This is a genomic window from Agarivorans sp. Toyoura001 (assembly GCF_005405585.1).
Classification (GTDB): Bacteria; Pseudomonadota; Gammaproteobacteria; order Enterobacterales; family Celerinatantimonadaceae; genus Agarivorans.
The window spans coordinates 97950-116656 of the sequence record NZ_BJEQ01000007.1 but is presented as its reverse complement, the minus strand read 5'-3'; the positions used below and the strand labels follow the sequence as shown (position 1 = coordinate 116656).

The following is an 18707-nucleotide window of genomic DNA, read 5'->3' as shown; positions in this document are numbered from 1 at the left end:
CTTAAAAAAGTGTTGCTTAAGCAATTTTAATTAAGCGAAAGAGGTTCTTTCTAGACAGAATGAGGAAACTATTTAGAGAAGATAATTCGACGTAATGCCGAGTAGTCAAAGGTGGTGTATCCACCAAAGCCATTTTTAGCCACAAACATACCTACGTCATCATCTTGGCTTGGCAAGCTAAACTTAGCGCCGCTGTGGGTTACTGCAATATATTGATTAGATACATAATAGTACTGATTATCTGCTTGAATGAATGCCAACTCACTTAGGGGCATAAACAAACGTTTTCCTTTGCTATCTAAAGCTACTATGCGGTTTTTTAAACTGCCATCTGTATTCTGTATCTGTAAATCACTTAACTCCATCCATTGCGATTCACTACCTGATTGTAACCAAATTCTAACTTCTTGAGCGCTAGCGCTCGCAGCAAACAATAGAGAAATGCCTATCACCATCCATTTCATCATCGTAATTCCTTCCTTTTTTATTAGCGCGATAACCTCTTTATGCGGGTTATTCACGTTTGCACTTTAAGTAGCAGCTATCACCTTGTAAACACCCGTTTAACGATTTTTCGGTGAAAGTCATGTTTCTGACCTTACTGCCTTTCTTTTTTAATATTTCATTTACTCTTTAAAAGAGCTTGAACACCCGTGGTTCCTATAAACAGCTATCAATAACTCTATGTTTATAACTCACATAGTACTTCAAAAACAGCAGCTTATGAAAACGTTATCTTTCTTTTCATTCTAATTAAGTGTCAATAAATTGAACACAGATAGCTATACAATTTCTGCGCCATTTTGTTGTATTCATTTCTTTACGGAACAAAAAAAGGCGCTCAAGCAGCGCCAGCACTGTGACAAAAAGTTTATAGCCACTAGAGACTCAACAGAAAATAGTCAAAATAAAGTGAATATTAGTAGCTTAATTGTTTTAACAATCGATCCATAGCACGATAACTTAGTGCTTCCACAAGATCACTGCGTTTAACATCTGATTGTTGTTTCAGATCGGCAATGGTTCTGGCCAAGCGCCAAACACGATGAAATGCTCGTGCAGAAAGCCCAAGCTGGCGAATACTGCTTTCTAAAAAGTCGCTATTTTCAGCACCAAGAAAAGCATGTTTATGTAACTCTTTACCCGAGAGTTGGCTATTGAGTTTACCGCTGCGCTGCATTTGTAATTTACGGGCTGCAATAACCCGTTGTTTGATTGCCTCGCTAGACTCACCACTAGAGTGTTGGCTTAAACTGCCTTTCGGTAACTCAGCCACCTCCACACTTAAATCAAAGCGATCTAGAAATGGACCCGAAAGCTTACTCAAATACTTGAGGATTTGATCGGGGTTACTGCGCAATTGTTGGCCTTGGTAATATCCACAGGGCGACGGATTCATGGCTGCTATGAGCTGAAAACGCGAAGGGAAACGAACTTGCAAAGCAGCGCGTGATATATGTACCTCGCCTGATTCTAGGGGCTGACGCAGGGCATCTAGGGTACTGCGGGCAAACTCTGGTAGCTCATCTAGAAATAACACTCCATGATGAGCCAGAGTAATTTCTCCCGGCTTTGGGTTTGATCCTCCGCCCACTAAAGCCACCATAGACGCACTATGATGTGGGCTTCTAAATGGCGGTATATACCATTGTTCAAGCTCTCTTTGCTGGGCACTGACCGAGTTAATCGCCGCGACCTCTATTGCCTGCTGCTCACTTAGGCTAGGTAAAATACCCGGTAAACGGCTGGCCAACATGGTCTTGCCCGTTCCCGGCGGGCCTAACATCAATAAGTGATGTGCCCCTGCCGCAGCCAGCTCTAAAGCACGCTTGGCTAAGTGCTGGCCCTGCACGTCACTCATATCTAACTCTAGCTTGCTTAATGCCGGCTCAATGGGGCTTGCAGCCAACAGATTAAAAGCGCTTTGACCATTTAAACCAGCGCTAAGCTGCTGCAGGCTGGCGCTGCCATGTACTTTCACCTCAGGCACCCGTGCTGCGGCGTCAGCGTCTTGTTCACTAGTGACTAAAGTGAGATGCTGCTGGCTTATAGACAGTGCCGTGGCAATGGCACCGCTAACTGGGCGAATAGCACCGGAAAGCGCCAGCTCTCCACAAAAAGCCATATCGTTTAAACAAGCTAGCGGAATATCGCCAGCAGCAGCGAGGATGCCTATCGCAATAGGTAAATCAAATCGACCTCCGCTTTTAGGAACGTCTGCTGGGGCAAGGTTTACGGTGATGCGTTTTGCCGGAAAAGAAAAGCCACTGTTTAGTATCGCACTACGCACTCTGTCTTTCGCTTCTTTAACCGAGGTCTCTGGCAACCCCACAATACTAAAGGCTGGTAAACCGTTGGCCAAATGAACTTCTACGGTAACGTTTAAGGCTTCCATGCCTACCAAAGTACATGTTTTAACAATCGCTAAACCCATAATTTTCCCAACAATTAATAACACCTTTGATACTAGTCGTATTTTAATAAAAGTGTCATTAATGGCCCCTCACTAACCTAGCAGCTTTTCTAGTGAGTATGGCCCTCTTGAGTGTGCTCGTTTTTGCTTCAGCAACTGCTATATTTTAATTTATGATATGGATCCGCAGCGCCTTCACCGTTTGCCTATTGCTTATGAGTAGCTCTCTTTGCTTAGCGAAGGATAATGTCATTTTGATCGGTGTGGCTGACTTTCCGCCTTACAGCATTGTAGAGGGCGACAAGTTTTCTGGTGCCGAAGTGGATATAGTGCGAGAGAGCCTCACTATTGCCGGTTATCAGGTAGAATTTACTAGCTATCCCTACGGACGCCTGCCGATATCCTTTCGCCAAAAGCAAATTGATGGTGCCATTGTTACCTTAAAAAACTTTAAAGATATTGAGGTTTTTTATTCCGATATCGTGCTGCCCGAATATCAAACCGTCGCAATACACTTAAACAAGACAGGTCTCGATATTTCAACGATTAATGATTTACAAGATAAGTCGATATTGGCGCATCAACGAGCCAGCCTATTTTATGGCGATGACTATAAGCGCATAGCGCTATCAAACAAGGAGAAATCTCTATACCAAGAAACCTCAAAACAACAATCTCAAATCTTAATGCTGTTTAAAGAACGTGTAGATGTGATTGTTTTAGCCCATGAAATCTTCAACTATTTTAAAGCGAGAACAGAATATAAGAACTCCGATACTGAGTACGTGGTGTCAAAAATATTTGGTGAGAAGTTTGGTTTTTATAACGTGTTTTGGGATCGCGAAGTATGCGATGGCTTCAATAGAGGGCTTTATATCATTAAAGAAAATGGTACCTATGACCGGATTGTCAGCCAATACCTTGAAAGCCAAGAACCCAATCCTCACCAAGAACGCTTCAGAGATCTCGAGTAAGTTGATATTGAGCGTTTAAGAGAATCAATATTTTCCGCTTCTTAGAATCGGCCTAAAAAGCTTTAGGTAAAAGCAAAATGAAAGCTCTCGAAAAGAAGAGGCACTTATCAACGTTCTCAGTTGAATAAAGCGCCATTAATCGCTTCTACTGCTTTACGCTAAAACATTGCTGCTGTTGTTTATGTAGCGCGGCTAATACTGCCTTGCGTTCTATTAAACCCAGTAATTTGCCATTTTCAACCACCGGATAGCTCTTCGGTTTGTTGTCGGTCATGCTTTTAGCCAAATCAAGAATATTCTCGTCGGGGCCAACACTTAATACCTCTGTGCGCATGATGTCTTTCACTAAGGCACTTTGGTCACAGTAATAACCGGCTTGCAGCATTTGGGTTACGCAGTCTAACTCTGATAACCAACCGATTAAGGCACCCTTGGCATCAACCACTGGCGCACCAAGTTGCTGGGATTTTGTTAGGGCGTCACTGGCTTGGTTAATGCTTTGCTCTTGAGTAAAGCTAAGTAACTGAGTACGCATATAGTGTCGAACATTAAGCTGTTGCATAAGACCTCCTTCAAGGGCCTTTAAGATTACAACTTAACGGTATTACAAACCAAGACAGATAAGAAATGGCTTATAACTATTAGATTGATAGGCATAGATGTAAAACACCTCAAAGCCCACTATTAGTTTGGTAAGCTTTTAAGCAATAATTGCTCTTGAAAGTGAAACAACGCGATAATAATCCAAAATGAAACTACCCTAGCCAACTGCTTTTGCATTGCATGTTGCTCTGTTAGATAAGCAGCAACACTATTTACTATGCCAAAGCCAATATGCTCACCCTCGGTGATAGGAAAGTTCAATAGGCGCTGCCTTATTACTTTCTCATGCAACAGTGCCAGACAATTTAATCCACTATCTTCATCTTTATTTACTGAGTATTTGACACTATCCATTGTGAAATTTACATAACCAAAAGACTGAATCGAATCTATCAAGGTATAGGTATGCCACATAAGGTGCTTTAACGTTACTTTTTTATCTTGCCCCAAATACTGAAAATACATCTCTTTTGGCCTCTGCCGCTCGATATCGGGGACTAACAAAGTAATAAATTCGTCATAAGAAAAACTGCGAATAAAATGCTCAATTAAAACTGTTTGCACAACTTACCCTTCACTGGTCTTCATCTTCTGGCACGTCACGCAGATACTTGACCGGTACACCTGCCACCACAGTATTGGCCGCAACATCTTTATTCACCAAGGCACCCGCGGCAATCACTGCATTGTCACCAATGGTGACTCCAGGTAGTATATTCACTCCCATGCCTACCCAAACGTTGTTACCAATGGTCACCGGTAATGCGGTTTCTAAACCTTCGGTGCGCTGCTTAACATTTAAAGGGTGAGTGGCTGTGGAAATATTGACAGATGGTGCAAACATGACATCATCACCAATCGTCACTGGCGCACCATCGAGAATCACGCAATTATGATTAGCGTAAAAGTTTTTGCCAGTGGTAATGTTATAACCGTAGTCACAGTAAAAATGCGGCTCTATCCAAGGATCTAAACTATTAGGCAATAACTCGGCAAGCACTTCGGCACGTAAATCTTCCTCTGGGTGTAACAAGTTCAGCTCGTAACACAGTGACTTGGCAATATTGCGATCTTCAACTAACTCGCCATCAAAGGCTAAATACAGCTTCCCCGCTAACATCTTTTCTTTTTCTGTCATGCCTACCTCTTGAGTGAAAACTCACAGCAAAAATCACGATATCTTTTAGTTTCAATAACTTATTCTAGCGGTTTTATGCTCGCCATATCTCCGACCTGGATTGCATTTTTACTAAACCACCCTAGGTTCATTTCCCAAGCGTAAAGAATATTCTGTTTAGCAACGGTTAACCGAACGTCATGAGCTTGCATAGAACAAATTTCAGAAATACGTCCATCTTGACGGATAAAAGCAACATCCAGTGGGAGATAAGTGTTCTTCATCCATAAACCAGCGCGCTTAGGCTGCTGAAAGTTAAATAACATTCCGCAGTCTTCACACAGAGACTGACGATACATTAGCCCTCGAGTGCGCTGTTCTCCACTATATGCATATTCCAATACATAGACTTGTTGTTTAACCCTTACTTCAACGCTAGAGAACGTCACTTTTTCAGGCGTTGCCGTAGCATTAACACTCAGCAAAAAGCTCAACAAAAAGATCCAATGTGATGGTTTGCCAATGCCCATATCTAAGATCCTTTGCTTACTTTAGCGTACTGTGACCTAACCATGACAGATATCACCATCAACACGCAATAAGGCTAAGTGATTTCTCATTAGGCCCATTCTGCAAAAAAGTTGGGAGAAAAACAGTCAATTTAGCAATGAATAATATGCTAGAGATACAACAGATATAACCATGACCAAAGAGTTAAATAAAATATAAAACTACAACTAAAACACAAAGCAGCTAATGGCACTTCATTTTGTATATTAAGTATACAGAAAGCAGAGCTTTTCACAGATAAAGCGGACTTGAATCACATTTTATCCTGTGGTACTTGTTAACCAATGCTTTAGGAAAGTTTTAAATATGTCTTTTTCAGTTGCACTAATTATTAGCGTGGTCCTTGTGGTGATTATTCTGTCACCTCGCGGGGATGCGCTGTTGTAACTGAAACAAGCAAACAACACCAAACCCCCGCGCTGCAAAGCTCGGGGGTTTTTTGTTAACGGTGGAAAGGAAGTAGTGATGAATGGTGCTCAACAAATTGTAGCGACTCTGAAACAACAGGGCGTTGAACAAGTATTTGGTTATCCCGGTGGGGCAATTATGCCGCTTTATGACGCGCTTTATGATGGTGGGGTCAAGCACATGCTGACGCGCCATGAACAAGGTGCGGCAATGGCTGCAGTGGGTTATGCCCGCGCAGGGGCTAACCGTGGACTAAAAGTAGGCGTATGTATCGCTACTTCTGGGCCTGGCGCAACCAACCTTGTCACCGGCCTGGCTGAGGCACAATTAGACTCTATTCCTTTAATCGCCATTACCGGGCAAGTTGCCCAACCTGTGATTGGTACAGATGCCTTTCAAGAAGTCGACGTATTAGGCATGTCTTTATCGGTGACCAAACACAGTTTTATGGTCACTGATGTTAAAGAGCTAAAGCGCACCATTGAGCAAGCCTTTGAAATTGCCACTAGTGGCCGCCCCGGCCCAGTATTAATTGATGTGCCTAAAGATATTCAACTGGCCGAAGTGGAAGAAAGCCTAGCCTACGTGGCCTCGGCTAAACCAGCCACAGCGCCTAATGCCAGTTCACTCGCTCAAGCCAAGCGATTAATTTCCGAAGCCAAACAACCCATGGCCTACGTGGGTGGCGGAGTAGGTATGGCGAACGCAGTAAGCGAATTACGTGCGTTTTTAACAGATAGCCAAATCCCTAGTGTGAGCACGCTTAAGGGTATTGGCGCAATCACAGAAGACCAGCCTTACTACTTGGGTATGTTGGGTATGCACGGCACTAAGGCCGCTAATTTAAGTGTTCAAGAAACCGACTTACTGATTGTTATTGGCGCTCGCTTTGATGACCGCGTTACCGGCAAGTTAGATGAATTTGCACCAGATGCTAAGGTCATTCACTTAGACGCCGATGCCAGTGAGTTTGGAAAACGCCGTGAGCCAGATGTTGCCCTTGATAGCGATTTAAAACTCACCTTGCCAGAACTGCATGGCAAGTGCGACATAGCCCCTTGGCAAGCTACGGTAAACCAACGTAAGCATGATTTTGCATGGCGCTATGATCACCCTGGCGCACATATTTTTGCTCCAGCAATGCTTAACGAACTAAGCAAGATGATCAACAAAGACACCGTAGTAGCCTGTGATGTTGGCCAGCACCAAATGTGGGTGGCTCAGCATATGCAATTTGACGGCCCAGAAAATCACCTTTCTAGCGCTGGCTTAGGCACTATGGGCTTTGGTTTGCCCGCGGCTATTGGCGCTCAGTTTGCTCGCCCTAACGATACCGTGATTAACGTATCTGGCGATGGTTCGTTCATGATGAATGTACAAGAGCTCACCACTATTAAACGCGCTAAGTTACCCGTTAAAATGTTGCTAATCGATAACAATCGCTTAGGCATGGTGCGCCAGTGGCAAGATCTATTCTTTAATGGGCGCTTTAGCGAAACCATTCTTGATGACAACCCCGATTTTGTAAAAATGGCCTCTGCCTTTGACATTCCGGGTGAAACCATTAGCAATAAAATTGATGTTCACGCTGCACTGCAACGGATGCTAAATAGCGACGGCCCTTACCTGCTGCATGTATTAATTGATGCTGAGGAAAACGTGTGGCCATTAGTGCCACCGGGTGTGGCCAACGACAAAATGATGGAGGACTGCTAATGCAACATTCACTAACCATTACTACCCGCAGCCAAGCCGATGTATTAGAACGTGTATTACGAGTGACACGTCACCGTGGTTTTTTAGTACAATCGATGCACATTGAACATGAGGTTCAGCACCTGCCTGCGGGTTATGCGATTGAACTAACCGTCACTAGCGAGCGTCCAATAGCGCATCTCACTAATCAATTAGTGAAGTTATTCGACGTAGAGCAAGTAACATTAAAGCAATTACAAGCAGTGGCTTCGCCAGAAGCGGCCATTGCCTAAACAAATAGCAAACACAGATTAACGGAGTAAACCGCAATGCCTAAACTGCGAAGTGCCACCACCACCGAAGGCCGTAACATGGCCGGAGCTCGCGCCCTTTGGCGAGCAACAGGAACCAAAGAAGAAGATTTTGGTAAGCCAATTATTGCGGTAGTGAACTCTTTCACTCAGTTTGTACCGGGTCACGTTCACCTTAAAGATCTTGGCCAACTGGTTGCACGCTCAATTGAAGATGCAGGCGGCGTAGCCAAAGAATTTAATACCATTGCTGTAGACGACGGTATTGCCATGGGTCATGGCGGTATGTTGTATAGCCTACCGTCGCGCGATTTAATCGCCGACTCTGTTGAATACATGGTAAACGCTCACTGTGCCGATGCCATGGTGTGTATTTCTAACTGTGACAAAATTACTCCAGGCATGTTAATGGCGGCTATGCGCATCAACATTCCAGTTATCTTTGTGTCTGGCGGTCCAATGGAAGCTGGCAAAACCAAACTTAGCGACCAAATCATTAAGTTAGACTTGGTTGACGCAATGGTAATGGGCGCAGATAAAAACGTCTCTGACGAAGACAGTGAAAAAGTTGAGCGCAGCGCTTGCCCAACTTGTGGCTCGTGTTCAGGCATGTTTACCGCCAACTCAATGAACTGTTTAACCGAAGCGCTCGGCTTAGCCCAACCAGGTAACGGTTCTATGCTGGCCACTCACGCCGATCGCGAAAAATTATTCGTGAACGCCGGTAAACGCATCGTAGATTTGTGTAATCGTTATTACCAACAAAATGACGAAAGTGCCCTACCGCGCTCTATTGCTACTTTTAAGTCGTTTGAAAATGCCATGACACTTGATGTTGCCATGGGTGGCTCAACCAATACTGTATTGCATCTATTGGCCGCCGCCCAAGAGGCTGGCGTAGATTACAACATGGACCACATGGATGAGCTGTCTCGTAAGGTACCTCAGTTATGTAAAGTTGCCCCATCAACCAACAAATACCACATGGAAGATGTACACCGCGCGGGCGGTATTATGGGTATTTTAGGCGAGCTAGATCGCGCCGGTTTAATTAACCGCGACGAGCCAAATGTAATGGGAGGCACCCTAGCTGATACCTTGGCTAAATGGGACGTAATGCAAACCCAAGATCAAGCCGTAAAAGATTTCTATCGCGCTGGTCCTGCGGGTATTCGCACCACTAAAGCCTTTAGCCAAGATTGCCGTTGGGATGAGTTAGATACTGACCGCGCAGAAGGCTGTATTCGTAGCCTTGAAAACGCCTTTAGTTTAGAAGGTGGCCTAGCAGTACTGAAAGGCAACATAGCTTTAGATGGCTGTATTGTTAAAACCGCAGGCGTAGATGACGACAACTTAGTATTTCGTGGCCCAGCCTGTATTTTTGAAAGCCAAGATGATGCAGTAGCCGGTATCTTAGACGGCACCGTTAAAGCAGGTGACGTGGTATTGATTCGCTACGAAGGCCCTAAAGGTGGCCCAGGCATGCAAGAAATGTTGTATCCAACCTCTTACTTGAAATCTATGGGACTCGGTAAGAAGTGTGCCCTACTTACCGATGGTCGCTTCTCTGGTGGTACTTCTGGTCTATCGATTGGCCATGTTTCACCAGAAGCTGCTAGCGGTGGCATAGTCGCTTTGGTTGAGCCGGGCGATATTATCGACATCAACATTCCTGAGCGCAGCATTGTGCTAGAAGTGAGTGATGCAGAGCTAGCAACACGTCGCTCAGCCATGGAAGCAAAAGGCAGCGATGCTTGGCGACCGATTGGCCGTATTCGTGAGGTGAGTACTTCACTGAAAATGTACGCCCACTTTGCCACCAGTGCAGACAAAGGCGCAATTCGCGATCAAAGCAAACTAGACTAGTTTTGCACTAGAAAGTTTGCGTAAATAGCCCGGTACGCCGGGCTTATTTTTTTAAGGTTATATGATGACGCAACACCTCCCCTCCGCTAACGAATATCTTCGCCGAATCCTGCTTTCGCCAGTGTATGAAATTGCCCAAGTCACCCCGCTGCAAGACATGAACAAACTGTCGAAGCGAATTGGCAATAACATTCTTCTCAAACGTGAAGACCGACAAAGTGTGCATTCGTTTAAATTGCGTGGGGCTTACAACAAAATAGCGCAACTTAGCCAAGAGCAAGGCCAGCGAGGAGTGATTGCTGCATCAGCGGGTAATCATGCGCAAGGTGTGGCAATGTCGGCACAGCGTTTAAATATTTCCGCCATCATTGTTATGCCTACCACTACGCCCGATATTAAAGTGGATTCAGTTCGTGCCATGGGCGCAGATGTGCGCTTAGTCGGCGACAACTTTGACGAAGCCAGCCACTATTGCAAACAGCTAGCCGCCGAGCACGGTTATACCCTCATACCTCCCTTTGACGATGTAGATGTGATTGCCGGACAAGGCACCATTGGTAAAGAACTACTTGAGCAAGACATGCACCTAGACGCGGTGTTTGTGCCAGTAGGTGGTGGCGGAATTGCCGCTGGCGTATCTGTTTACATTAAACAACTGATGCCACACATTAAGATTATTGGCGTAGAAGCCGAAGACTCAGCCTGCTTACAGGCAGCGTTGGCTGCAGGAAAGCCAATGCCTTTAGAGCGAGTGGGCCTGTTTGCCGATGGTGTGGCAGTAAAGCTCATTGGCACAGAAACCTTTCGCTTATGTCAGCAGTATTTAGATGAAGTCATCACGGTAAACTCTGATGAGATATGCGCTGCTGTAAAAGATATATTTGAAGATACTCGTGCTATCTCAGAGCCCTCTGGCGCTTTAGCCTTAGCCGGCTTAAAAGCCTACGCTCAACAACACAAGCTTCAGGATCAACGTTTAGCGGCGGTATTATCCGGTGCTAATGTAAATTTCCATAATCTACGTTATGTCTCAGAGCGCACTGAACTAGGCGAGAAAAAAGAAGCGGTATTAGCGGTCAATATTCCCGAGCGCCAAGGTGCTTATTTGGAATTTGTAGAGCATTTAGGTGGTCGCGCAATTACCGAGTTTAACTACCGCTATGCCAGTGAACAGCAGGCCAGTATTTTTGTCGGTATTCGAGTAAGCAACAGCGATACCGAACTGCCAACACTATTAGATACGCTCAATAACAGTGGCTACCAAGTGGCGAATTTAAGTGACGATGAACTCGCTAAGCAGCATGTTCGCTATATGGTGGGCGGCCACCCGGGCGCGAAGCTAAACGAGCGCTTATATAGCTTTGAATTCCCAGAACAACCCGGCGCTTTGCTTAAGTTTCTGCGTACCCTTGGCCCACATTGGAATATTACTCTATTTCATTATCGTAACCACGGTTCTGCCTACGGGCGAGTCTTAGCCGGTTTTGAGCTGCAAGACAGTGATCAACAGGCTTTTAGCAAGCACTTAGCGCAGCTTGGTTTTGATTATCGCGACGAAACTAATAATACCGCTTACCAGTTTTTCCTGGCACAGCAATAACCTTGCGTTAATCTAGAACCGCAGCTCAAGATCCCATCAGCCCGATAATTGATATTTATCGGGTTAATCGGTCTCATCACAGGCTTTATCTCTACTCAACTGGTAAAAAGATACCTTGTTTCTTTTAGATACTGGATAAACAAACCATGTTGAAGACGACTCCTTTAGTTAGCGTATTTATCGCCGCTATTAGCTTTAATCTTAGCGCCGACACTCTCACCCTTAATAATGGCAGTGTGCTTGAAGGTACCTTGCTTAGTCGCGATGCAGAGAATATTCAGTTTGAAATGGCTGGCAACGCCATGACGTTTAGCACCAGCGACGTTAAAGACCTAGACGTTTCTTTTACTGCCCCAGCGAAAGCTGAGCCAGCTCCGGTAGAAAATAGTAAGGCCGCTTCAGCTATAACGCACATCCCGGCAGGTACCCCCTTAATGGTAAGCTTAGATACCGCCATTAGTAGCCGTGAACATCGCTCTGGCCATCGTTTTTCAGGCAAACTAGAGGGTGATTTATCGGTAGGTGGACACCTTATCGCAAAAACTGGCGATACGGTTTACGGCAAGGTAATACAAAGCGAACAAGCGGGTCGTTTAGCGGGTAAATCTAGCTTAAGCATTGCTTTAACCGACATCACAATCAATGGCCAACGTATCGCTATTCAAACCAATAGCTTTAATGGCTTAGGTGACGCACAAGCCAAAAACACCGTGAAAAAAACCGCTGGCGGTGCAGCCATTGGCGGCTTAATAAACGGTAGTGATGGCGCTAAAGACGGCGCCAAGGTAGGTGCAGGATTAGCCCTAATAACTCGGGGTGGAGCGGTGCAAATCCCCGCAAATACCTTGTTAGAATTTCACACCAGTGCAAATGTGAATATCTAAGCCAATACACGCTGGGCAGATTAGATTAATCAGCCCAGTTAAATTTACTTTCATCTACCCCTTGTTGGGCTTCATTAATTCGCTCTCGGCGCGCCAACTCTTCTTCGCGAGCAGCATCAATCTCCTGCATAATCGCCGCAATATCTGCCACGGTGTCCTGCTGAGTAAATTCTCCGGTCAGTTCGGTATCTGCAGTTAACTCGCCTTTTTCAAACAGTGCCCACATCTCTTTGGCATATTCGGTGCTGGCCAGCGAAGGCGCAAATTGGGTGTAATAGTCGCGCATGTTATTGATGTCACGCGCAAGCATCCACTCGGCGTTATTGTTAGCAGCAGCATCTACTGCTTGCGGTAAATCAATAATCACGGGGCCATATTCATCCACCAGCACGTTGAACTCTGATAAATCTCCGTGTATCAAACCCGCACACAACATTTTTACAATGTAACCAATCATGGTTTGATGGTCTTCCAAAGCTTGCTCTTCAGACATCAGTACATCATTTAGTCGCGGTGCCACATAACCTTCATCGTCGGTCACCAACTCCATCAACAACACGCCATCAAAGCAGCCGTAAGGCTCCGGCACTCTCACACCTGCTGCAGCTAGCTTATACAGAGCATCAACCTCGGCACTTTGCCACACTTTTTCCTGTTGCTCACGACCAAAACCAGAGCCTTTTTCCATCGCTCGAGCACGGCGACTATTACGTACTTTACGCCCCTCACGATAAGCCACCGCCTGTTTAAAACTGCGCTGGCTGGCATCTTTATACACTTTAGCGCAGCGGATTTTATCGCCGCAGCGCACCACGTAAACCGAGGCTTCTTTGCCACTCATCAGCTGGCTTTTCACTTCATCTACTAAGCCATCATCAACTAAAGGCTGGATTCTTTTAGGCGTTTTCATTGCTCTCTTTTATCACTAATAATTAATAGATTCAGCACCTTGATTAACGATGCTGAAACGACAAAAACAACAGCAAGGCTCATGATGATAAAAGCCACTGCGCTTGTTGTTCTGGTTTTTGGTAAGTCCACGCGACAAAGCGACTCACTTTGTTACCTTGGCCCATCTTTATGGTTTCAAATTGCGCCACTTTTTGCTGCTTCAACGCTTGATATATTGCCTTAAGATTAGCCTCTTTTGATACCAAACTAGTAAACCACAATACTTGAGCCGAAAATTGCTGGCTTTCACTGATCATATTTTTAATGAAGCTTAGCTCTCCTCCTGGGCACCATAGCTCGTTGCTTTGGCCGCCAAAATTCAAGCTATCTTTATGTTTCAACGAGGCTTTTAAGTTAGTTTGCTTACGCTGCGTTCCCGCTTTAGCCTCCGCTGCCGAACGGTGAAAAGGCGGGTTACATATACTTAAATCAAAACGCTCAGCGGCTTGAATTATACCGTTAAAAATAGCTTTTTTATTGGTTTGCAAACGTAAATCGATTTGGCGCTCTAACTGAGGATTGGCTGCCAAAATTAATCCGGCCGAGCGCAACGATGCGGCTTCAATATCGCTACCGACAAACGACCAATCATACTCACTGGCGCCCACCAAAGGGTAAACACAGTTTGCCCCAACACCAATATCGATGCAGCGTATGGCCTTGCCTGTAGGAACATTTCCTTTGCTCGATATTGCCAATAAATCAGCCAAGTAATGCACATAATCAACACGGCCAGGAATGGGCGGGCAAAGGTTATGTTTAGGAATGCTCCAGCCATCAATCGCATAAAAGTGCTTCAACAAAGCCTTGTTTAAACAACGTACTGCGTCAGGGTTGAAAAAGTCGATAGACGCATCACCATATTGATTGTCTGCCACAAAGCGGGTCAATTCAGGGCAAGAGCTTATCAACGCAGGAAAATCATAACGCTGGCGATGTTTGTTGCGCGGGTGCAACTGACTTTTAGTGGCTGGACGGGCTGTTTTTTTATCTCGCATTAATCAGCAAAGGCCTAAAGGTTTATAAATACTCCACCATTATAAAGCGAAGCGCGAGCAAAGGCTTGTATCGATCGAGATAAAGCCAAACTCAACACTATTGATAAATATGTGATCAACAGTGGTGATAAAAAAAACAATATAGTGAAAAATATCATCATCAATTATTAGTAATTGATATAAAAAGCGCTTGTGTGAATAAAGATGACAAATTAATCACAGATCATCGTAGCCAGCACTACTTAACACAAGCCTTGTTTTCAGCAATGTTACAAGGAAAGTAAAAACAATGATTAAACACCTACTATACGGTGCGCTTCCGCTTGCCGTACTTACAGCCCTAAGTGGCTGTGGTTCTAGCACAGAAACACCCGCTCCCATCGAGTTACCCGTGGGTGAGGCTAAGGCCGATACTCTGGTTGATATGAGTTCAGTTGCTGTAGACGACCAACCCGCCCTAGCCAAAGATTGGTACAAAGGGGCAGTGTTTATGGAGATCTTTGTACGCAGCTACAAAGATTCTGATGGCGATGGAATTGGAGATTTTAAAGGGCTTACCTCTCAGCTAGATTACATTGCAGACTTGGGGGTTGAAGGTATCTGGTTACTCCCCTTTAGTAAAAGCTCTGATAAAGACCACGGTTATGAGGTGGTGGATTATCGTAGCATCGAAAGCGACTACGGCTCTCGAGAAGACTTTGATGAATTTTTAGCGCAAGCGCATGCCCGCGGAATTGGCGTTATCGCCGACTATCTCATTAACCACAGCTCTGGTGACAATCCAGTATTTGCTGACTCTAACAATAATGCTGGCGGAAAACGCGATTGGTATATGTGGCAAGACAGCGATCCTAAATGGACAAATTGGTCTGGGGATTCATCTTGGCATAAAGGACAATATGGTTTTTATTACGGTATTTTTCAGCCCAATATGCCTGATTTTAACTTACAAAATGAAGAGGTTATTCAGTTTCATTACAACAATCTACGTTATTGGTTAAATGCAGGAATGGACGGTTTTCGTTTTGACGCGATGACCCACTTAGTCGAGAACGGGCCTAATCAATGGTCCGCACAACCGGAAAACGCAGCGATTATGTATGGTATCCAACAATTGGTGATGGAGGACTACAGTAATCGATACATGATCTGTGAAGACTCTTCAGATTCACTGGCCGCTGCTCAGCAAAGCTTTTGTGGATCTGCGTTTTCCTTTTACCTGAATAAAGCCATTATGTCGGCTGTAAATTCAGGCTCAAGTGATCAGACTTCAATGTCTTATTGGCTTAACCAGAGCTCTCTAGATAGCATGGGTTTATTACTCGCTAATCATGATTCATTTGCAGGCCAACGTATATTCGAACAATTTTCCGGTAACGAAGCTAAATATCGCTTGGCTGCTGCCACCTTATTAACCCTACCAGGTCAGCCTTTTATTTATTACGGTGAAGAAGTAGGCATGGCACACACCAAAAACAGTGGGGGCGACTATTTACTCCGTGCACCAATGAGCTGGACAGCCGATGGTGGATTTACTTCAGCCACGCCATATCGAGAAATTGCCAATAACACTGCAAACTATAACGCTGAAAGCCAAATGGCTGATAACAGCTCGCTTTACCATCATTACAAAAACCTTATTCAACTGCGTAAAGCCACACCGGCATTGCGCAATGGTGAATTAACATTACTCAATCAAGGTGAAGTACTGGCCTTTACGCGCACAACAGCAGGCAGCAACGTGCTAGTTGTATTTAACTACAGCGAAAGTGCCCAAACCCCGAGCATTGCTCTTGAACAACAGTCTGCGGTGCTAACTCCGCTGGCGGGCTTTGGCTCAGGCAATATCAGCAGTACTTCTGCAGGCCAAGTAAACTTAAGCTTAGTCCCGCAGGAAATTAGGATTTACCAGTACTAATCTAAGCAGCAGAACCAGCTCTTCGGCAGTTTAGCGAGGAGCTTTTTTATTATTGGTTTTGTTATTTTTGACAACTTAATTAAGTTGTCATCTTTTCTGCACACACTCTTCCTTTTTAGATATCTGGCCAGTTTTATTTACTGAGGGAGTTGTAATGGCGAGTCCAATTTCACGTCGAGATTTTTTAATCATGTCTGCCAAAGGTGCAGGTGCAGCGGTGGTGTCTTATGGCCTAATGGGATGCGGCAGCGCCATCGAACCAGAGCTCCCTGTTGAGTTTACCCACGGCGTAGCCAGTGGCGACCCCTTAGCTGATGCGGTCATCTTATGGACACGCGTAACGCCCGCCCGCACCGGTAACATTAAGGTGGCTTGGGAGATCGCAACAGATATAGACTTTGCCAATATTATTAGTAATGGCAATACCACCACCAACGCCAGCCGCGACTATACGGTTAAAGTAGACGCTATTGGTTTAGAAGCCGGTCAACACTATTACTATCGCTTTATCAGCGCTGGCACCCTGTCAGCCATAGGTAAAACCAAAACCCTAGTACAAGGCTCGCCAGCCTCTGTGAAACTGGCTGTGATGTCTTGTTCTAATTATCCTGCAGGCTATTTCAATGTTTATGATTTAGCCACTCAGCATGAAGATATCGACGCGGTATTGCACCTCGGTGATTACATTTATGAATACCCACGTGGCGGCTATGCCAGCGAACAAGCCGAACAACTCAATCGCCAAGTATTGCCTGAAGGCGAGTTGTTTAGTTTAGACGACTACCGCACGCGCTACGCCCAATACCATGGTGATAGCAGTTTACAAAAACTGCATGCCATGGTGCCATTTATCACTGTATGGGACGATCACGAAGTTGCTAATGATACTTGGCGCGATGGCGCAGAGAATCACCAAGCAGGCGAAGGTGACTTTGAGCAACGTAAAAACGATGCCCTACAAGCTTACTTTGAGTGGCTGCCTATTCGCCCTTGGTCAGAAGGTAACCATCAAGAAATTTACCGCAGTTTTAAGTTTGGCGACTTAGTTGATTTACATATGTTAGATACCCGCGTTATTGCTCGAGACAAGCAACTAAATATTGCTGATTATGTCGATTCAAGCACCGGTAGTTTTAACGATACCGCTTTTCATGCAGACCAAAACGACCCTAATCGCAGCATGTTAGGTGCAGAGCAATTACAGTGGTTGCAAGACAGCGTCAGCAACACCAGCGGTCGCTGGCAGGTACTTGGCCAACAAGTATTGATGGGCGAAATGTACCTACCGGGTGCAGTAGCACTTAACCTTATGTCGATTCAGCAATACGCAGAGTTGGGTGCCTTAGCTCAGTTGGCTGGCCGCGCTCAAGCAGCTGATCCTACGCTCACCGCTGATGAACTAAGTTATTTAGCTGCCAACCAAGATAAATTAACGCCTGAAGTCATCGCTCAGCTGCAATTACCAAACGTCCCCTACAACCTAGACGCTTGGGATGGCTATGCAAACGAGCGTGAAATCTTACTACAAAGCTTTAAAGCGCAAGGTAAAAACCTAGTGGTACTTGCTGGTGATACGCATAACGCTTGGGCTAGTGAGCTTGCTGAGAAAAGCGGCCAGGTGGTGGGTGTTGAATTTGCCACTTCATCGGTAAGTTCACCGGGCTTAGAATACTACTTAGGCATAGATGCCACCGCTGCACCCGCTGCCGAAGCAGGTATTGTGTCTTTGATTGACGGTTTAAAATACATGAATATTCTCAATCGCGGCTTTTTAACCGTGACTTTTACCCAGCAAAGTGCCAAAGCCGATTGGTATTTTGTGGACACTATTTTGTCCACCAACTATCAAGAACTCGGCAGCCGACGAGCTAGTGCAACCAGCACTGCGGGAGCACCAGCAGTAAGCTTAAGCTAATACTCGGTGTAACCGGCGTAGTAATAACTCCAGTATAAACTGGGGTTATTTTTCCCTTTGCCACTCCCCACACTCCATGCTGTTATTTAAGGCTTGAGTTTCGGCTATCCAGAGTATTCTAGTGTCTTACTCATAAGAAGGATCTTACGATGCCTAGCCCCACCTTAATAACGGCGAACTACAGTGATATTCCAGCCTTAAGCCAGATGTTTATCGCCGCCTACGCCAACAACGAAACCATGCAAGCAGCACTTCGTAGTAATGAAATTGATAACTACGCTCATGATAGCTATGGCGCTTTGCTCTGGGTGAATGGGGAATGAAGCAAGGGACGGTATTTACTACCGCAGATCATGAAGGCTGCGTGATTATGGTGCCACCGGGCAAACACCACAAAAAATAGAAGCTTCGGCTATTGTGGCACGCATTATAGATGCCCGAAACACTGATCTAGCCAAAGACATTTCGAAGCAAATGCTTATTG

17 protein-coding genes are annotated in these 18707 nt (G+C 45.1%); 9 read left to right on the top strand and 8 right to left on the bottom strand.

Going from position 1 to position 18707, the window contains the following annotated elements:
- Window positions 1-68 precede the first annotated feature (68 nt).
- Window positions 69-467 (bottom strand): hypothetical protein, encoded by a 399-nt coding sequence (locus FFR00_RS10740; protein WP_137673398.1) that lies wholly within the window; start codon window positions 465-467, stop codon window positions 69-71.
- Window positions 468-919: 452 nt separating this feature from the next.
- On the bottom strand, window positions 920-2434 hold the full coding sequence (locus FFR00_RS10735) for a YifB family Mg chelatase-like AAA ATPase (RefSeq protein WP_137673397.1): 1515 nt from the start codon (window positions 2432-2434) through the stop codon (window positions 920-922).
- A gap of 152 nt (window positions 2435-2586) precedes the next feature.
- Between FFR00_RS10735 and FFR00_RS10730 the strand changes: the two genes are divergently transcribed.
- Window positions 2587-3387: an ABC transporter substrate-binding protein gene (locus FFR00_RS10730; protein WP_137673396.1), complete on the top strand. Its 801-nt coding sequence runs from the start codon at window positions 2587-2589 to the stop codon at window positions 3385-3387.
- Window positions 3388-3532: 145 nt separating this feature from the next.
- On the opposite strand, the gene FFR00_RS10725 is transcribed toward FFR00_RS10730, so the two are convergent.
- The 4 genes from FFR00_RS10725 to FFR00_RS10710 all read right to left on the bottom strand — a co-directional run bounded on the left by FFR00_RS10725 (window position 3533) and on the right by FFR00_RS10710 (window position 5637).
- Window positions 3533-3949, bottom strand: coding sequence for a CBS domain-containing protein (locus tag FFR00_RS10725; protein ID WP_137673395.1), 417 nt, complete (start codon window positions 3947-3949; stop codon window positions 3533-3535).
- Between the two features lie 122 nt (window positions 3950-4071).
- Window positions 4072-4554 (bottom strand): hypothetical protein, encoded by a 483-nt coding sequence (locus FFR00_RS10720; protein ID WP_137673394.1) that lies wholly within the window; start codon window positions 4552-4554, stop codon window positions 4072-4074.
- Window positions 4555-4564: 10 nt separating this feature from the next.
- Window positions 4565-5128: a sugar O-acetyltransferase gene (locus FFR00_RS10715; RefSeq protein WP_137673393.1), complete on the bottom strand. Its 564-nt coding sequence runs from the start codon at window positions 5126-5128 to the stop codon at window positions 4565-4567.
- A gap of 59 nt (window positions 5129-5187) precedes the next feature.
- The gene (locus tag FFR00_RS10710; RefSeq protein WP_137673392.1) at window positions 5188-5637 is read right to left on the bottom strand and encodes a DUF192 domain-containing protein; all 450 of its coding nucleotides are present in this window, start codon (window positions 5635-5637) and stop codon (window positions 5188-5190) included.
- Window positions 5638-6142: 505 nt separating this feature from the next.
- Between FFR00_RS10710 and ilvG the strand changes: the two genes are divergently transcribed.
- From ilvG to FFR00_RS10685, 5 genes are all read left to right on the top strand, one after another.
- On the top strand, window positions 6143-7801 hold the full coding sequence (gene ilvG / locus FFR00_RS10705) for an acetolactate synthase 2 catalytic subunit (RefSeq protein WP_137673391.1): 1659 nt from the start codon (window positions 6143-6145) through the stop codon (window positions 7799-7801).
- Window positions 7801-8073, top strand: coding sequence for an acetolactate synthase 2 small subunit (ilvM, locus tag FFR00_RS10700; protein ID WP_137673390.1), 273 nt, complete (start codon window positions 7801-7803; stop codon window positions 8071-8073). The genes ilvG and ilvM overlap by 1 nt, the downstream gene beginning before the upstream one ends.
- A 36-nt stretch (window positions 8074-8109) precedes the next feature.
- Window positions 8110-9957, top strand: coding sequence for a dihydroxy-acid dehydratase (gene ilvD / locus FFR00_RS10695; protein ID WP_137673389.1), 1848 nt, complete (start codon window positions 8110-8112; stop codon window positions 9955-9957).
- Window positions 9958-10021: 64 nt separating this feature from the next.
- Window positions 10022-11557 (top strand): threonine ammonia-lyase, biosynthetic, encoded by a 1536-nt coding sequence (gene ilvA / locus FFR00_RS10690; RefSeq protein WP_137673457.1) that lies wholly within the window; start codon window positions 10022-10024, stop codon window positions 11555-11557.
- A gap of 146 nt (window positions 11558-11703) precedes the next feature.
- Entirely contained in the window at window positions 11704-12441 is a 738-nt protein-coding gene (locus FFR00_RS10685; protein ID WP_137673388.1) for a hypothetical protein, read from the top strand.
- A 25-nt stretch (window positions 12442-12466) separates the two neighbouring features.
- Here FFR00_RS10685 and FFR00_RS10680 read toward each other — a convergent pair whose 3' ends face one another.
- Both FFR00_RS10680 and rlmF read right to left on the bottom strand, forming a co-directional pair.
- A complete protein-coding gene (locus tag FFR00_RS10680) occupies window positions 12467-13351 on the bottom strand; it encodes a PA4780 family RIO1-like protein kinase (protein WP_137673387.1) in 885 nt (294 codons plus the stop codon).
- A gap of 79 nt (window positions 13352-13430) precedes the next feature.
- Window positions 13431-14390, bottom strand: a complete 960-nt coding sequence (rlmF, locus tag FFR00_RS10675; protein ID WP_137673386.1) for a 23S rRNA (adenine(1618)-N(6))-methyltransferase RlmF — start codon at window positions 14388-14390, stop codon at window positions 13431-13433.
- 289 nt (window positions 14391-14679) lie between these two features.
- Between rlmF and FFR00_RS10670 the strand changes: the two genes are divergently transcribed.
- From FFR00_RS10670 to FFR00_RS21815, 3 genes are all read left to right on the top strand, one after another.
- Window positions 14680-16308, top strand: a complete 1629-nt coding sequence (locus FFR00_RS10670) for an alpha-amylase family glycosyl hydrolase (RefSeq protein WP_137673385.1) — start codon at window positions 14680-14682, stop codon at window positions 16306-16308.
- Window positions 16309-16462: 154 nt separating this feature from the next.
- Window positions 16463-18223 carry an alkaline phosphatase gene (locus FFR00_RS10665; protein ID WP_137673384.1) on the top strand — a complete coding sequence of 587 codons (1761 nt, stop codon included), beginning with the start codon at window positions 16463-16465 and terminating at the stop codon, window positions 18221-18223.
- Between the two features lie 149 nt (window positions 18224-18372).
- Window positions 18373-18546: a hypothetical protein gene (locus FFR00_RS21815; RefSeq protein ID WP_201798731.1), complete on the top strand. Its 174-nt coding sequence runs from the start codon at window positions 18373-18375 to the stop codon at window positions 18544-18546.
- Window positions 18547-18707 lie beyond the last annotated feature (161 nt).

Excerpts from the sequence above, each read along its gene's own strand:
- FFR00_RS10740 (WP_137673398.1), bottom strand. The coding sequence starts at position 467 with ATGATGAAATGGATGGTGATAGGCATTTCTCTATTGTTTGCTGCGAGC.
- FFR00_RS10735 (WP_137673397.1), bottom strand. The coding sequence starts at position 2,434 with ATGGGTTTAGCGATTGTTAAAACATGTACTTTGGTAGGCATGGAAGCC.
- FFR00_RS10730 (WP_137673396.1), top strand. The coding sequence starts at position 2,587 with ATGATATGGATCCGCAGCGCCTTCACCGTTTGCCTATTGCTTATGAGT.
- FFR00_RS10725 (WP_137673395.1), bottom strand. The coding sequence starts at position 3,949 with ATGCAACAGCTTAATGTTCGACACTATATGCGTACTCAGTTACTTAGC.
- FFR00_RS10715 (WP_137673393.1), bottom strand. The coding sequence starts at position 5,128 with ATGACAGAAAAAGAAAAGATGTTAGCGGGGAAGCTGTATTTAGCCTTT.
- FFR00_RS10710 (WP_137673392.1), bottom strand. The coding sequence starts at position 5,637 with ATGGGCATTGGCAAACCATCACATTGGATCTTTTTGTTGAGCTTTTTG.
- ilvG (WP_137673391.1), top strand. The coding sequence starts at position 6,143 with ATGAATGGTGCTCAACAAATTGTAGCGACTCTGAAACAACAGGGCGTT.
- ilvM (WP_137673390.1), top strand. The coding sequence starts at position 7,801 with ATGCAACATTCACTAACCATTACTACCCGCAGCCAAGCCGATGTATTA.
- ilvD (WP_137673389.1), top strand. The coding sequence starts at position 8,110 with ATGCCTAAACTGCGAAGTGCCACCACCACCGAAGGCCGTAACATGGCC.
- ilvA (WP_137673457.1), top strand. The coding sequence starts at position 10,022 with ATGACGCAACACCTCCCCTCCGCTAACGAATATCTTCGCCGAATCCTG.
- FFR00_RS10685 (WP_137673388.1), top strand. The coding sequence starts at position 11,704 with ATGTTGAAGACGACTCCTTTAGTTAGCGTATTTATCGCCGCTATTAGC.
- FFR00_RS10680 (WP_137673387.1), bottom strand. The coding sequence starts at position 13,351 with ATGAAAACGCCTAAAAGAATCCAGCCTTTAGTTGATGATGGCTTAGTA.
- rlmF (WP_137673386.1), bottom strand. The coding sequence starts at position 14,390 with ATGCGAGATAAAAAAACAGCCCGTCCAGCCACTAAAAGTCAGTTGCAC.
- FFR00_RS10670 (WP_137673385.1), top strand. The coding sequence starts at position 14,680 with ATGATTAAACACCTACTATACGGTGCGCTTCCGCTTGCCGTACTTACA.
- FFR00_RS10665 (WP_137673384.1), top strand. The coding sequence starts at position 16,463 with ATGGCGAGTCCAATTTCACGTCGAGATTTTTTAATCATGTCTGCCAAA.
- FFR00_RS21815 (WP_201798731.1), top strand. The coding sequence starts at position 18,373 with ATGCCTAGCCCCACCTTAATAACGGCGAACTACAGTGATATTCCAGCC.